Genomic DNA, 12,168 nt, shown 5'->3' on the forward strand with positions numbered 1-12,168 from the left:
GCTTCGTCGGGCTGATCGTCCCGCACATGGTGCGGAACCTCGTCGGGAGCGATTACAAGCGGCTGATCGTCGGGTGCCTGTTCGTCGGCCCCGCCCTGATGGTCGCCGCCGACGTGGGCGCCCGGCTCGGGATGAGCGTCCTGACGGGCGCGGACGCGCAGATCCCGGTGGGGATCGTCACCGGGCTCGTCGGCGGGCCGTACTTCCTGTACCTGATGCGGAGACGGCAGAACATGGGTGAACTCTGAATGTCCATCGAACGCACGAACGCGACGGATTCGGACGAACTGAGCGGCGCGAACGCGCCGAACCGAACGACCGGCGAGCGCGCGGCGGGCGCCACCGACGCGAGCGACCTCGACGCCGAGGGGCTCGTGTTGGGGTACCCGACCGCTCCGGAACCGGTCGTCGACGGCGCGTCGATCGCGGCCGAGCCGGGCGCGGTCACCGCCCTCGTCGGTCCGAACGGGTCGGGCAAGAGCACCCTGCTGAAGGGGTTGGCGAACCAGCTCGCGCCCGAGGACGGCTCCGTGCTCCTGGACGGACGCGACGTTCACTCGATGGACACGAAGGCGCTCGCCCGGAAGCTCGGGCTGCTGTCACAGGAGAGCACGTCGCCGGACAGCATCACCGTCGAGGACCTCGTCCATCACGGTCGGTACCCGCACCGCGGCTTCTTCGAGCGGACGACCGAGGCGGACGCTCGCGTGGTCGACCGCGCCATCGAGCTGGCGGGCTGCGGCCACCTCAGGGACCGCGAGGTCGGGAGCCTCAGCGGCGGGCAGAAGCAGCTCGCGTGGATCGCGATGGTCCTCGCGCAGGACACCGACGTGCTCCTCCTCGACGAGCCGACGACGTTCCTCGACTTACACCACCAGATGGAGGTGATGGAGATCATCGAGACGCTGCGCGACGAGAGCGACGTGACGGTCGTCGTCGTGCTCCACGACATCGAGCAGGCCGCGCGGCTCGCCGACCGGATGGTCGCGCTCAAGGACGGCGAGATACGGGCCCGCGGCGCCCCGGGAGAGGTCGTCACCGAGGAGCTGCTCGCTGACGTGTTCCGCGTCGACACCGACGTGGTGCAGACCGAGAACGGCCCCCGCGTCACCCCGTTGCGCGCCAGGCACGAGGGGTCGGAGTAACCCGACGCGTCCGGCCGACGACGACGTGGCAATATATTTTAGTCCGACCTAAAAACCGAAGTGGTTAAACATCTTTAGGCTAGCCTAAAAACATGTCCAGAGACGACGCGGTACACGGGGATCCGACCCGCAGAGCGTTCGCGAAGTACGGCGGTACCGTCGCGCTCGGCGGTCTGCTCGCCGGCTGCACCGGCGGTGGCGACGGGGAGGGCGACGGCGCCGACGACGGCTCGGCCGACGGCAACGGCACCGACGACGGCTCGGCCGACGGCGACGATTCTGACGGGTCCGGCGACACCGCCGAGAGCTACACGGCGTCGATCTCGCCGATGGGCGAGGTGACGTTCGAGTCGCCGCCGGAGACGGTGTTCACGCGGCTCACCCACCACGCGGACATGGCGTTCGCGCTCGGCCGGGGGAACGACGTCACCGCGCTGCACGCGCCCGACTACTACGACGGGCTGTGGAACCAGTTCGTCGAGCGGCTCCCGGGCGTCTCGCTCGACTGGTCCGGGCGCTACTCCTCGTGGAAGCCGGACAAGGAGAAGCTGTACGAGCTCGACAGCGACGTCCACCTCGCGGACCCGGCGTGGATCACCCGACAGGACGCCTGGGACCGCGCGGACGTCGACGAGGTCGCCGAGAACGTCTCGCCGTGGTTCGGCAACTCCCTCAGCGACCGCCACCAGGAGCCGACGGACGAGTGGGCCGACGGCTACCAGTACTACGGCCTGTGGGAGCAGTTCGAGATCGTCGCCGACGCGTTCCGGGAGCGCGAGCGCTACGAGGCGCTCGCGGAGGTCCGCGAGGGGCTTCTGTCGACGATCGAAGAGGGGCTGCCGCCCGAGGAGGAGCGCCCGACCGCGATCATGATCGCCGCCGCCGACATCGAGAGCATCTACGCGTACACGCTGAGCAACCCCGGCTTCCTCACGTCGCACACGCGCCCGCTCGGCCCGCGCGACGCGTTCGAGGGGAGCGTCGAGTCCGGCACGGTCGTCGACTTCGAGACGATGCTCGAGGCCGATCCCGACGTCATCCTCTACCTCGGCGGGATGGAGCCGGGGACGGACATGGCCGGGCGACGGACCGCCTTCGAGGAGGACGCCGTCGGCTCGGAGATCGCGGCGGTCCGGAACGACCGCATCCACCCGCAGGGCGCCCGGTATCAGGGCCCGATACTGAATCTGTTCCAGCTGGAGATGACGGCGAAGCAGCTCTACCCCGACGCGTTCGGCGCGTGGCCGCGGTACGAGGAGGGTCCGTATCCGGCGATCCCCGAGAACGAGCGGCTGTTCGACCGGAAGCGCGTCGCGGACGCGATCAAGGGGGACCTGTAGATGCGCGCCCGCGAGTGGACCGTGGCGGCGACCTACGGCGACCCGACCGACTACGACGTCCCGGCGCTGCCGACGTGGCGGGTCGAACGCGGCGCGTGCGGCGACCTCGCGTTCGCGGCGACCGACCGGGACGAGCCGTTCATCGCCGCCGCCAACCCGGTCCGGGTGCGGCGATGAGCGGGGCGAGGTCGGCCGCTCGACCGCGCATCGGGTCAGACCCGCTGGACCGAAGATCCTACCTCGCCTCGCCCGTGTCGACGGGTATGGAGCCGAATCAGCTACGGGCGGCGGACCGTTCCCGACGGAACCGACGGGTGGTCGACCGATGACCGACGGGTCGACCCCCCCGCGCGACGTGGTCGTCGTCGGCGGCGGCGTCGCCGGGCTCTCGGCGGCCGTGTTCACGGCGCGTCAGGGGCTCGACACGCTCGTCGTCGACGGCGGCGCGTCGATCCTCCGGCGGAACGCCCACCTGGAGAACTTCCCCGGGTTCCCGCTCGGAGTCAACGCCCGCCGACTGCTCGACCTCCTCGGCGAGCAGGCCGAGGCCGCCGGCGCGGACCGACTCGACGCGCGGGTGACGCGGGTCGCCGCGATCGACTCCGGCGACGCCGATTCCGGCGGTGACGGCGCCGTCCCGAGCGACGGCGCCCCGAGCGACGACGCCCGGTTCGCCGTCGCCACCGACGGCGACGACCGGATCCGGACGCGGTACGTCGTCGCGGCCACGAAGAACGAGGTCGGCTACCTCGACGGCGTCGACGGCGTCGGGATCATCGAGCGCGGGAAGGCGTACGTCGACGTCGACGAGCGCGGCCGGACCGGCGTCGACGGGCTGTACGCGGCGGGGCGGCTCGCGGAGAAGCCCCATCAGGCCGCGGTGTGCGCCGGCCACGGCGCCGAGGTCGCGGTCACGCTGTTGGAGGACGACGACGCGCCCTTCTACCACGACTGGGTGACGCCGGAGGGGTACTTCACCGACCGGGGCCGCGAGGTGCCCCCGGGCTGCGAGGAGATCGGCGCCGACGAGCGCCGCGAACGCGAGGCCGCCTCGCTGGACGCGACCCGCGAGCGGTTCGCGGAACCGCATCCCGACCCGCAAGAGACCCACCCGAGCCTGGAGGAGTGACCGGATGCGGAGCGTGACCGCGACGTGATCGGGACGACGCTGGCGGCTATCAGCGACCATATCGAGGCGCTCTCGTCGGAGACCGGCGAGTACTCGCTCGTCTGCGCCCGCTACGGCGACAGACCGGTCCCCGCGGCCGGGCTCCGGTTCGAGAGCCGGGCCGCCGCGCGCGCCGCCGCGCGCGCCACCGAGCAGTACCGCGACGCGCTCCGCCGGTACGACCCGCAGGTCCCGTACTACGACGTGATCGTCCGGCAGGAGTATGCGGGCGACGAGGGCGTCGACCGCGGCGTCTGCGACGGGAGCGCCGACGGCGACGCCGGAAGCGGTCGGTCCGCCGGCGACGCGCACGACGTGCGGCGGTTCTCGGCGACCGAGGCGGCGGACTGGTCGCTCTCCGACCCCGCCGTGGGCCACGACCCCGGACCGAACCCCGATTCGAGCCGCGACCCCGAACCGAATCCCGCGCCGAGCCGCGACCTCGTCGGGTTCTGCCACGACGCGGCGGCGGCGGTGTTCGAGGCCCTCTCGGCGGGCGACCACGACGCGGTCGAGTCGGCGGTCATGGACGCCTACTTCGCGTTCGCGGAGGAGCGGTCGGACCCGGACGGCCTCTGTCTCCGGCTCCTCGAAGCGATGGCGTTCGAGCTCCGCCGCGGCCTCGAGCCGACCGAACAGGCCGCGGTGCTGGCCGACGCCGCGTCGCGGCTCCCCGTCGCGCCCGACGCGGACCCGGTCGCGGGGGCGTTCGAGCGCCTCGCCGGAGCGGGGGTCGTCGGGAGCTACGCGGCCGACTCGGGCGGCGACGAGCCGCCGGCCGAGTCGGTGGTCGTCCACGTGTCCGACTACGCGCTGACCCCCCGGGACGGGCGGTTCCCGACGCTTCCGGTCGCTCTCGAACTGTGCCGACACGGCGACCGGTCGCCCCCGCGGGCGGTCCGCGTCGACGCCGTGGAGGGGGGCTGGCGGCTCGGGATCGACACCGCGTCCGGCGACGAGCCGTCGGGGCTGACGAGCGCGCCGATCCGCGAGTAGGTCGGCGTCGACCTATTCGGCGTCGACCTATTCGGCGTCGACCTATTCGGCGTCGGCGGTGCCGCCGGACGCGTCCGCCTCGCCGGCCTCGTCCGCCTCTATCCGCACGAGGTCGGCCTCGACGTCCTCGACGAACGCGCCCTTCCCGCCGACGGTGACGGTGCCGTCGTCGGTCTCCACGACGAGCGAGTGCTGGACCGGGAACTCGTTGTTCGTCGGCTCGACCATCCCCTGTTTCGCCTCGACGACGCGTCCCACGAGCTCGACGGCCTCGTCGCTCTCCGTCCGCCGCCCGCCGACGGTTACGCGCGGCGTCTCGCCGGCGCGGAGCCGCAGGGTCGCCTGTAACACCGTGTGCCGGAAGTTCTCGTACTCCGCCGGGAGCGGCGCCGGCGGCGCGGTCGCGGCCTCGGTCGCGGCCGGCCAGTAGTTCCCGAGGAAGGAGCCGACGATGACGGGCGCGAGCTGTTCCTGCGAGAAGTGGATCGCCTGCCGGTCGGTGTCGGACCGCCGGAGCAGCTCGGGCGGGGCGACGACGCCGGCCGCCGAGTCCACGGTGAGGAGCGTGGGCATCGCCTCGCTCCACGTCCGAACGACGCTGGCGACGCCCTCGAGGTCGACCGCGTCGCTGCCGGCGTCTCCGACCGACGTCCCCTCGGCGTCGGAGACGACGAGGAGCACGAGCACGCCCCGGTCGACCGCGTCCGCGAGCGACTCCCGGACCTCCGGGAGGTGCTTGGCCGTGACCGACAGCGCGACCTCCGACTCCGCCCCGTCGAGCAGCGACCGGATCCGCTTGATGACCGTGACGCGGGACTTGATCACCTCGAACTGCTCGGCCCGCCGCTCCACCCGCGAGAAGCGCTCCTCCAGTCCGGGTCGGATCGCGTCGACGTCCGAGCGGAGCCGGTTTATCACCTCGTCGGGCGGGTTCGCGCGGATCGTCGTCGGCACGACGTGGTCGTTCACCTCTACGAACCCGCGGTCCGCGAGCGACTCGCTCACGCTGTAGACGTAGCGCTTCGACACGCCGGCGGCGTCCGCGATGGTGCTCGCCTTCGCCTCGCCGTGCTCCAAGAGACTCAGATACGTGTCGATCTCCTTGTCCGAGAGCCCGAATCGGCGGAGGAGATCGTTCAGCGTCCGGTCGTCCATACGCAACAGAGGGCGAGGCGACCACTTATAAGGGTCGGACGACGCGACGGACGCGGATACCGCGACCGGGGAGACGGGACCCTATCTGAGGACGGCCACGGCGTCGACGGCGACCTCGGTCCCGACCGCGCGGTCGGCGAACAGGTCGGTCTCGACTCCCTCCGGCACCGCGACCGTCGCCGGCTCGGTCGCGAAGTTGACGACGACGAGGAGGGCGTCGCCGTCCGCCTCGTCGGCGCCCTCGTTATCGCCGACCGCCGTCCGGGCGTACGCGGTCACCCGCTCCGGGTCGCCGTCGACGACGCGCACGTCCGTCGCGGGGCCGCTGAAGTCGACGGCGCCCTCGCGGAGGAGCGGCTCGCGCTCGCGGAGCGCGGCCAGGTCGCGGTGGAAGTCGGTGAGGTCGTTGTCGCCGTCGTGCCAGCGGACGGGGCCGCGGTACGTCTCGTTGCCGCGCTCCTGCCCGGCGTAGATCATCGGCGCGCCGGGGAGCGTGAAGACGGTCGCGGCGGCGGCCTTCAGGGCGTCTCGGCCGTACTCGGCGAGGTAGCGGTCCTCGTCGTGGTTCTCGACGTAGCGCATCTGCGCGCTCGGATCGTCGAAGCCGAGCCACGCGGCGCGGTCGAACGCGTCGCCGACCGCGCTCGCGGGGGCCTCGCCCGCGCCGACGTCGCGGAGGATCCCGTAGAGGGAGGTGTCGTAGTGGAGGTCGAACTCCCCCTCGCCGTAGAAGGGGTCGTGCGGGAGCGTCTCGTCGAGCAGGAGGACGTCGTCGGGGACGCGGTCGGCGACCTCCTTCCAGAACCCGTGCGGGACCCCCCACGCCACGTCGGCGCGGAAGCCGTCGACGACGGCGGCCCACTCGTCGACTACGTCCAGCAGCCACGCCCGGACGGCCGGACTGTCGAAGTTGAGGTTGGGGATCCGCCGCCAGTTGAAGTAGTACTCCGGCATGTCCCCGGGGGCGAGCTCCGCCCAGTCGGTCCCGGTCACGTCGAAGGCGCCGTCGGCCCGGCGGTAGTGGTCGGCGTACGCGTCGACGCCGGCGGCGTGCATCTGGAACGCGGGGTGGTCGCGGGAGGTGTGGTTGATCACGAGGTCGAAGACCACCCGGATCCCGGCGTCGTGGCAGGTCTCCACGAGCGACTCGAACGCCTCGCGCGAGCCGAGGTCGCTCGCCGTCTCGTAGTAGTCGGTGACGTGGTAGCCGTGCTCGGTCGGCGAGGCGAGCACGGGCGTCAGCCACAGCGCGTCGACGCGCAGGCTCTCCAGATACGGCACCCGGCGCTCGATCTCGCGGAACGTCGTCGGGAGGGTGTCGCCCGCGAACGACCTGACGAACGCCTCGTATATCGTCGGCGCGTCGGCCCACTCCGGGGCGGCGTGAGGGTCGGTGACCGCGACCGGCGCGCCGCCACCGGCGACGCCGTCGGCCGTCGGTCCTTCGTCGACGCCGCCTCCTTCCGCCGTCCGTCTCTCGTCGCCGTTCCCGCGCTCGATGCGCACCGTCTCGGCCGCCCCGTACCGCTCCGCGCGCGGGACCGCGTGGACGCGGAGGCCGCCGCCGTCGAGGGCGTCGTCGGGGACCGCTCCGAGCGGGACGGCGAGGGTAGCCCTGTCCGCCAACGACTCGATCCGCGTGACCGTCTCCGGGGCGGCGTCGCGGTCGTCGACGAGGAACTCGACGCCGACGCCGCGGTCCGCGGCGTCGACCTCGCCCCGGCCCCCTTCGCCCCCGCCGGCCGCGGGCGGCGCCTCGACGTCGGCCGTCAGGAGGACCACCGATTCGGCGTCGCTACGGTCCTCGACCCGCCCGTCGAGCGAGAGCCGGGGGCGTCCGGGTCCCGGGACCTCGACGACGTCGCCGTGCTCGTTTCCGGGGTCGTCGTTGGCGACGAAGCTGAACCGGTGGCGCCCCGGCGGCACCCGGGTCTCGAGGACCCAGTCGTCGCCGTCGCGCTCGGGCCGGTCGCGGGCGAGGAGGCGCTCGTTGTGCGCCCACATCAGCGAGACGCGGTCGACGGCGTCGTCGTCGACCGGGAGGTCCGCGGCCGCGACGCGGAGTTCGGTCTCTCGGCGCTCGTCCGCGAAGGCGCGCACGCGCTGGCGGTGCGTCCCGTCGGGCGCGTCGAGCGTCAGGACGTAGGTCCCCGGCGCGTCCGGCCGGAGGCGGAGGACCGGGGCGTCCGATCGACTCGTCGCGCCGGGGACGAGGATCGGTGGTGTCCCCTCGGGTTCGTCTTCCGGTCGGTCACCCTCTCCGCGTCCGGTTCCCTCCTCGGACCCGTCGCCCACCCCGGATTCGTCGCCCTCCTCGGACCCGTCGCCCACCCCGGATTCGTCGCCCTTCCCGGATCCGCCGCCGTTTCCTATCGGTCCCCCGTCGACGGAGCTGTCGGCGGGCGCGTCGCGGACCGTCCACTCGTACGTACCGTCCGGATCCGGGGATCGAGGCGCCAGCTCGACCGATTCGCCGACGCTCGTCGTCCGCGGAGGCCCGGGCTCGTGCATGCCGGTACCCGGGCGCCTCCCGGCTTGAGGGTTTCCGTTTCTCGAACATATGAATAATAATTACACCAAAACTTCATACGCGGAGGGGGCGTTTACCCGCGTAATGCAACTCCGCGACGCGCTCGACGACTACAAGCGCAACACCGGACACGCCACCCAGTTTCCCGGCGAACGGCGGACCGTCACCGGACGGTTCACCGGCGGCGAGGGGCGGCTGGTCCACGTCGACGAGGACGGGGAGCTCCGCGATTTCGGCTACCCGCTGACGGGACGGACCGGGCTGGTCCGCTCGCGGATCGGTCTCGCGATCGGCGACGAGATCGTCTGGCTCGACGAGACGCCCACCGAACAGCGGTACGTCGGTGACGCGACCCTGATCGAGACCGTCCACGAGGCGGACGCCGCCACCGTGACCCGCCGCGACGTCACGATCGGGGACGCGCACCTCACGCGCGCGACGGTCGACGTCGGCGAGGACGGGCACGCGAACGTCGACCCCGACGCCCTCTCGCTCGTCGTCTACGCCCGGTTCGCTCCCGACGGCCGCGACGACCGCGTCGGCCAGCTCCGGTACGACGACGCGGTCGAGGTGTACCACGCCGACGAGCACGACTTCCTCGCGAGCGACACGGGGTTCCGCGACCTCCGCGGCCAGCTCCCGGCGACGTTCCCGGAGCTCCTCGAAGACGCGCCGACCGACCTCCCCCGCGACCGCGACGGCGACCGCTACGAGGAGGAGCGGCTCTCCGGCGAGGTGATCGCCGAGGCCCCCTTCGAGGGCGGCGTCGCCGCCGTCGCGTCGCTCCTGACCGACCGCGCGGAGACGACGCGAGAGGCGGCCCGCGCCCGGATCGACGAGCTGTTCGCCGACCTCGACTCGGCCGACGCCCTCGCCGCGGCCGCGGACGAGACGACGCCCTCCGTCCCCGCGTCGGCGCCGGCCCGCGAGTCGCTCGTCGCCGACCTCCGCGTGCTCTCGCTGCTCTCTGCCGACTCCGGGCTCCGGATCGCCGGTCCCGACTTCGACCCGTTCTACGCGACCTCCGGGGGCTACGGCTACACGTGGTTCCGCGACGACGCGGAGATCTCGACGTTCCTGCTCGGCGCCGACGACCGGCTCGGGCTTGGGCTCGACGACTGGCACGTCCGCTCGGCCGCGATGTACGTCGCCACCCAGCGCCCGGACGGCTCGTGGCCCCACCGCGTCTGGCCGCGGAACGGCTCCCTCGCGCCCGGGTGGGCGAACGCCCGGATCGAGGACGGCCCCGACGTCGACTACCAGGCCGACCAGACCGGCAGCGTGATCGCGTACCTCGCGCAGGCGCGAGAGAGCGGTGTGGCCGTCCCCGACCTCGACGCGACCCTCGTCGCCGCGCTCGCCGGCCTCGACGAGACGCTCGAGGACGACGGTCGACCCGTCGTCTGTCAGAACGCGTGGGAGGACAGCGCCGGGCGGTTCGCCCACACCGCGGCGACGTTCCTGGAGGCGTACAGCGAGTTGGCGCTCCACGGCGACGGGCTCGACGCCGACGCGCTCGGCGCCGACTCGGACGCCGCCGGTACCCCCGACGGCGACGCGGGGGCGTCCGGTGGCGACCTCGACCCCGCCGCCCTCCCCGACGACCTCGCCGGCCACGCCAGGGGGCAGGCGATTCGCGTGTACGAGGCGCTCGACGACCTCTGGGTCCCCGAGCGCGGCTGTTACGCGCTCCGCGAGACGCCCGAGGGGGCGATCGACGACCGGCTCGACTCCTCGACGCTGTCGCTGGCGAGCGCGCACCGGTCGTTCGACGCGCTCGGGGGGGCCGACGGCAGCGACGGGGCGGCCGGCGCCGTCGACGAGGAGCGGCTCGACCGGCTCGTCTCGCACGTTGAGACCGTCGTCGACGGGCTCGCGCACGAGAGCGACGAGATCGCCGGACTGATCCGGTACGAGGGCGACGCGTGGCGGCAGGCCGGCCAGCTCTCGGAGAAGGTGTGGACCGTCTCGACGGCGTGGGGCGCGAACGCCTGCGCGGAGCTCGCGGCCCTGCTCGAAGCGCACGAGGACCCGCGGGCCGACCGGATGGCCGAGCGCGCCCGCGATCTCCTCGCGCGCGTCTCGCCCGGCGGCTCGCTGTGCGAGTCGACCAGCTACCTCCCCGAGCAGTTCTTCGACGACGGGACGCCGGACAGCGCGACCCCGCTCGGCTGGCCGCACGCCATCCGACTGGCGACCGTCGCGCTGCTCGACGACCGCGACCTGCTGACGACCGACGCCGTCGCGGCCGACGACTGACCGGGGCGGTCGACGGCGCGAACCGATCGGGGGCGGTCGGCGGTGCAAGCCAGGAGCGCCGGCGAGACGACCCGGCCCGAACCGCGTCAGGGCCTCACGTCGCGTCCGCGAGCGCGGCACCGCCGATCTGCTGGACGACGTAGTAGACGATTATCGAGACGGTGACCAGCGGGTCGGCGAACGGCAGCGAAATCGGCAGCGCGATTCCGAGGTTCTGCAGGTTCGCGGTAAAAAAGGGGGAGATCGACCGGTCTCGCCCGATGCCGAACGCGCGTCGACAGCACGCCGTGAGCGCCGCATCGACGCCGACGAGGAGGCCGGCGCCGGTCCGGATCCTCTACCGCCACTCGTCGCGCGGCACGCAGTCCGCCTCTCGGACCGTGATCCACCTGGTCGTCCGCTCGTCGGGATCGCGGTCCCGTTCGAAGAACGTCACCTCCCCGTCTCCAGAGCCGTCGTCGGTCCGTCGGCAGACGAGCTCCGGGCGCTCGGCACGGACACGCGTCGATGACGTGGACATACGTCACGATTCGCTCGGCATCGCATAATAACTGTTGATTTCGATCACAACTATTGGAAATCACGACAGTTGTGAATGGTAATTATTCTGTTCCGAGTAAGAACGACGGCCGTTCGGCTACAACCGGACGGGAACGCCGCGCTCGTCGAGGTACTCCTTCGTCTCCTCGATGGAGTAGTCGCCGAAGTGGAAGATGGAGGCCGCGAGCCCCGCGTCGGCGTTCGCCTCGGTGAACACCTCGTACATGTCCTCTGGACCGCCGCAGCCGGAGGAGGCGATGACCGGGGTGGAGACGGCGTCGCAGACGGCCGTCATCAGCGGGATGTCGTAGCCGTCCTTCGTCCCGTCCATGTCGATGGAGTTGACGAACAGCTCGCCGGCGCCGCGCTCCTCGGCCTCTTTCGCCCACGAGACGGCGTCGATCCCGGTGCCCTCGCGGCCGCCCTTCTTCGTGCACTCGAACCACACCGTCTCGCCGTCGTCGTCCTCGTAGAAGTGCTCGCCGGCGTCGTCGCGTCGGCGGCGCGCGTCGACCGAGATGACGATACACTGACTGCCGAATGCCGCGGCGCCCTCCTCGATGAGCTCGGGGCGTTCGAGCGCGCCGGTCGTGATAGACACCTTGTCCGCGCCCGCGCGCAGCGTCTCCTTGATGTCCGCCTTCGTGCGGATCCCGCCGCCGACCGTGAGCGGGATGAAACACTCGTCGGCGACCGCGTTCACCACGTCGAGCATCGTCTCGCGGCCCTCCGCGCTCGCGGTGATGTCGAGGAAGACGAACTCGTCGGCGCCGGCGGCGTTGTACTTCTTCGCCAACTCGACCGGATCGCCGGTGTACTCCAAGTTCTCGAAGTTGACGCCCGTGTACACCGCCGCGTCCCCGTCGTCGTCGAGGTCGACGTCGATACAGGGGATGATCCGCTTCGTGAGTCCCATTCGTTACCGGCCGTAGACGACGGCGGAGGTTAAAAGGCGCGGGGACGGCGCGGATCGGCCGTCTGCCGTCCGCCGCCCGCCGCCCCTCCACCCCCCCGTCCCCCCCCCCCCCCTCCCCG

General features: G+C 72.1%; 11 protein-coding genes. 7 read left to right on the forward strand and 4 right to left on the reverse strand.

The window, feature by feature from the left end; all coding sequences use genetic code 11:
- From DJ75_RS06680 to DJ75_RS06700, 6 genes are all read left to right on the forward strand, one after another.
- On the forward strand, positions 1 to 248 hold a 248-nt coding region (locus DJ75_RS06680), incomplete at its 5' end, for an iron chelate uptake ABC transporter family permease subunit (RefSeq protein ID WP_141211989.1).
- Entirely contained in the window at positions 249 to 1,145 is an 897-nt protein-coding gene (locus DJ75_RS06685) for an ABC transporter ATP-binding protein (protein WP_094523731.1), read from the forward strand. It abuts the gene before it with no gap.
- A 92-nt stretch (positions 1,146 to 1,237) separates the two neighbouring features.
- Positions 1,238 to 2,485: an ABC transporter substrate-binding protein gene (locus DJ75_RS06690; RefSeq protein ID WP_094523733.1), complete on the forward strand. Its 1,248-nt coding sequence runs from the start codon at positions 1,238 to 1,240 to the stop codon at positions 2,483 to 2,485.
- Entirely contained in the window at positions 2,486 to 2,662 is a 177-nt protein-coding gene (locus DJ75_RS18585; RefSeq protein ID WP_170938255.1) for a hypothetical protein, read from the forward strand.
- A gap of 148 nt (positions 2,663 to 2,810) precedes the next feature.
- Complete coding sequence (locus DJ75_RS06695; RefSeq protein ID WP_094523735.1) at positions 2,811 to 3,614, forward strand: FAD-binding protein; 804 nt, start codon at positions 2,811 to 2,813, stop codon at positions 3,612 to 3,614.
- A 24-nt stretch (positions 3,615 to 3,638) separates the two neighbouring features.
- Positions 3,639 to 4,649, forward strand: a complete 1,011-nt coding sequence (locus tag DJ75_RS06700; RefSeq protein WP_094523737.1) for a hypothetical protein — start codon at positions 3,639 to 3,641, stop codon at positions 4,647 to 4,649.
- Between the two features lie 42 nt (positions 4,650 to 4,691).
- Here DJ75_RS06700 and DJ75_RS06705 read toward each other — a convergent pair whose 3' ends face one another.
- The gene (locus tag DJ75_RS06705; RefSeq protein WP_094523739.1) at positions 4,692 to 5,804 is read right to left on the reverse strand and encodes a TrmB family transcriptional regulator sugar-binding domain-containing protein; all 1,113 of its coding nucleotides are present in this window, start codon (positions 5,802 to 5,804) and stop codon (positions 4,692 to 4,694) included.
- A gap of 81 nt (positions 5,805 to 5,885) precedes the next feature.
- Positions 5,886 to 8,315, reverse strand: a complete 2,430-nt coding sequence (locus tag DJ75_RS06710; RefSeq protein WP_094523741.1) for an alpha-amylase family glycosyl hydrolase — start codon at positions 8,313 to 8,315, stop codon at positions 5,886 to 5,888.
- Between the two features lie 103 nt (positions 8,316 to 8,418).
- On the opposite strand from DJ75_RS06710, the gene DJ75_RS06715 reads away from it, so the two are divergent.
- Positions 8,419 to 10,593 (forward strand): glucan 1,4-alpha-glucosidase, encoded by a 2,175-nt coding sequence (locus DJ75_RS06715; protein ID WP_094523743.1) that lies wholly within the window; start codon positions 8,419 to 8,421, stop codon positions 10,591 to 10,593.
- 337 nt (positions 10,594 to 10,930) lie between these two features.
- Here the strand turns inward: DJ75_RS06715 and DJ75_RS06720 are convergent, their stop codons facing one another.
- Both DJ75_RS06720 and hisF read right to left on the reverse strand, forming a co-directional pair.
- Positions 10,931 to 11,113, reverse strand: coding sequence for a hypothetical protein (locus DJ75_RS06720; protein WP_094523745.1), 183 nt, complete (start codon positions 11,111 to 11,113; stop codon positions 10,931 to 10,933).
- Positions 11,114 to 11,230: 117 nt separating this feature from the next.
- The gene (gene hisF, locus DJ75_RS06725; protein ID WP_094523747.1) at positions 11,231 to 12,049 is read right to left on the reverse strand and encodes an imidazole glycerol phosphate synthase subunit HisF; all 819 of its coding nucleotides are present in this window, start codon (positions 12,047 to 12,049) and stop codon (positions 11,231 to 11,233) included.
- Positions 12,050 to 12,168 lie beyond the last annotated feature (119 nt).

Source organism: Halorubrum sp. Eb13 (assembly GCF_002252895.1).
Taxonomy (GTDB): domain Archaea; phylum Halobacteriota; class Halobacteria; order Halobacteriales; family Haloferacaceae; genus Halorubrum.